The following is a 2,538-nucleotide window of genomic DNA, read 5'->3' as shown; positions in this document are numbered from 1 at the left end:
GGCGGCGACGCCGGCAATTACAGCCTGGGCGCGGTGTCGTCCGACACGGCCGACATCTTCAAGAAGACCATCACCGGCGCCCTGACGGCCAGCAACAAGACCTATGACGGCGCGACGACCGCCAGCGGGACGATCGGCCTGACCGGCGTCGTGACCGGCGACACCGTCTCGGCCGCGGGGGTCTACGCCTTCGCCGACAAGAACGCCGGAACGGGCAAGACCGTGACGGTGTCGGGCGCGACCCTGGCCGGCCTGGATGCGGGCAACTACAGCCTGGGCGGCGTCAGCGCCGGCCTGGCCGACATCCTGCGCCGGTCGGTGACGGTGTCCGCCGACGACACGTTCAAGGTTCAGGGCCATTTCGACCCGACCCTGACCTATCGCATCACGGTGGGCGATCTGGTGGCGGGCGACGCCTTCACCGGCGGCCTGGCCCGCGACGCCGGCGAGACGGCCGGCGCCTATGCGATCACGCGCGGAACCCTGGGCCTGTCAGCGAACTACGACCTGACCTTCACGAGCGCGGTGTTCACGATCGATCCGCTGCCGCCCGCCGAGCAGAACGCCTCGACGACGCTCAAGCATCTCAACGCCTCGCCGGACTTCACCCTGGACTGGGATCCCGAGTCCAAGCTGGAGACCCAGGGCGCGGGCTGTCCGGGCGAAGGCTGTCCGTCGCAGCCCGCGACGGTGGCTTTGCTGCATTAGCAGCGCCGCTTGCGATACGACCGGTCCTGACGCCGCGCGGCGGCAGCTTTGCCACCGAGCGGCGACTCGCGATCTGTAGGGCGTCGCATTGCGCGAGGATTCATCATGACCCCTGAGGCCTTTTCGACCCTGGCCGCCCGTCTGGGCGCGGCCGTGCAGGTGCGGCCCGTGCTCGACACCGTCCAGTTCCGGGTGGGCGGCAGCGCGTTCGCGACCCTGGGCTGGCCGGAAGCCGGCTGGGCCGTGGTCAAGCTGAGCCTGAAGGACCAGGCCGCGGCCCTGGCGATGAGCGATGCGGTGGCGATCGAGCCGAAGCGTCCGCGCGGCTCCGGCGTCACCCTGGTCTGGCTCAAGGGCATGGACGAGGACACCATGGCCTACATCCTGGCCGCCGCGTTCGGCGTGGCCTACGCCAAGGCCGCGCGCTCGCGAGCGGGCAGGGGGCGCGGCGCCGTGCTCGGCGCGGCCAAGGGAGCGGCGTGAGGTCATGAGCGCAGGGGTCAAGATCGTCGCCGTGCTGGCCGCCCGCGAGGGCAAGGGCGCGGCGCTGGAGGCGCTGCTGCTGGGCATGGCCGGGGCCTGCCGGGCCGAGCTGGGCAATCTGCGCTGGGACGTCTGGCGCGACCAGGCCGATCCGACCCGTTTCGTGCTCGACGAACTCTATGTCGACAATGCAGCGGTGGCGGCTCACCGGGCCAGTCCGCATTTCGCGGCCTATCTGGCGAGAATCGGCGACCTGGCCGAACGCACGTCGCTGCTGCTCGATCCGGCCGACCTGGGGTAGGGCTCGGACGCGAGATACGCGCGTGTCAGGCGAAATTCCCCAGGTTCCTGTCGCCTGCCGGCAATATCGTATTTGCGTCCGTCGCCGGGATATGGTGGTGACAATTCAGGTTCGCTGGTCAGGTTCGCTGGTCAGGTCCGCCGGCCAAGTCCAGTGGATCGGCGCCAGTTCGGCGCATTCGGTGATGTGTAGGGGAGGTCGAGGCTGTCGGGGGTCCAGCAAGCGCCGTCTTTGCTGGCGCTTTATGAAGAAAAGCGCCTGAGCCTCGTACGCCTGTTCACCGCGCGGCTGCGTTCGCGCGTCGAGGCCGAAGATCTCGTCCAGGAACTCTATTTCAAGGTCACGGCCATCGAGGGCGACGCGGCGTCGGCCGGCGGCGGCGCGGCCCTGCTTTACCGCATGGCCGAAAACCTGATGCTGGACCGCCTGCGCAGCGCCCAGCGCGGCCAGGCGCGCGACGAGCACTGGCGACGCGCCCAGGGCGGCGAGGGCCTGGTGGACGGCGATCAGGCCGCCGATGCGCCCTCGGCCGAGGCCGTGGTCGAGAGCCGCCAGCGGCTGGCGATCGTGCTGAGCGTGCTCGAAGAACTGTCGCCGCCGGTCGCGCGCGCCTTCCGCCTGCACAAGCTGGAGGGCCTCAGCCATTCGGAAACCGCCACGGCCATGGGCGTGAGCCGCAGTTCGGTGGAAAAGTACGTAAGCTCGGCCTTGAAAGCCGTCGCCAGGAGGCTGCATGAGGAGTCGTGACGCGGCCTGCGGGTTTTTTGACGAACTTTCTGGAGGGGATCGTTCGTCGGCGACGTCTACTGTATGGGCGAGCGTCGATGGGCGCGGGGACAGGGTGGCATGAGCCTTTCGCGAAGGAACATGGATGAAGCCGTCGATTGGCTGGTTCGCCTGCAGGGCGAAACGGTCACCGCCGACGACTGGCTTGCCTTCGACGCCTGGTTGGACGCCGCGCCGGAGCATGGCGAGGCCTATGACGTCGTCGCCGCCCAGGATGAGGAACTCAAGCGGCTGTCGGCCGTCTCTCCGTCGGCCGTGGT

The 2,538-nt window shown here is 69.1% G+C and carries 5 protein-coding genes; all 5 read left to right on the top strand.

Annotated features, from left to right (window positions below):
- Positions 1-708 (top strand): YDG domain-containing protein (locus tag DMC18_RS26340; protein ID WP_199232631.1); only part of this gene is annotated, 708 nt, incomplete at its 5' end.
- Positions 709-813: 105 nt separating this feature from the next.
- On the top strand, positions 814-1,191 hold the full coding sequence (locus DMC18_RS24410; protein ID WP_110120376.1) for an MmcQ/YjbR family DNA-binding protein: 378 nt from the start codon (positions 814-816) through the stop codon (positions 1,189-1,191).
- A 4-nt stretch (positions 1,192-1,195) separates the two neighbouring features.
- Positions 1,196-1,492, top strand: a complete 297-nt coding sequence (locus DMC18_RS24405) for a putative quinol monooxygenase (protein ID WP_110120375.1) — start codon at positions 1,196-1,198, stop codon at positions 1,490-1,492.
- A gap of 231 nt (positions 1,493-1,723) precedes the next feature.
- Complete coding sequence (locus DMC18_RS24400) at positions 1,724-2,239, top strand: RNA polymerase sigma factor (RefSeq protein ID WP_110133390.1); 516 nt, start codon at positions 1,724-1,726, stop codon at positions 2,237-2,239.
- A gap of 63 nt (positions 2,240-2,302) precedes the next feature.
- Positions 2,303-2,538, top strand: a 236-nt coding sequence (locus DMC18_RS24395; protein WP_370444634.1) for a FecR/PupR family sigma factor regulator, incomplete at its 3' end; no start/stop codon positions are given.

Source organism: Caulobacter sp. D5 (genome assembly GCF_003185805.1).
In the GTDB taxonomy this organism is placed as follows: domain Bacteria; phylum Pseudomonadota; class Alphaproteobacteria; order Caulobacterales; family Caulobacteraceae; genus Caulobacter.
This window is presented reverse-complemented; position numbering and strand designations above follow the sequence as displayed.

Coding starts and splice junctions, on each gene's coding strand:
- DMC18_RS24405 (WP_110120375.1), top strand. CDS start 1,196: ATGAGCGCAGGGGTCAAGATCGTCGCCGTGCTGGCCGCCCGCGAGGGC.
- DMC18_RS24410 (WP_110120376.1), top strand. CDS start 814: ATGACCCCTGAGGCCTTTTCGACCCTGGCCGCCCGTCTGGGCGCGGCC.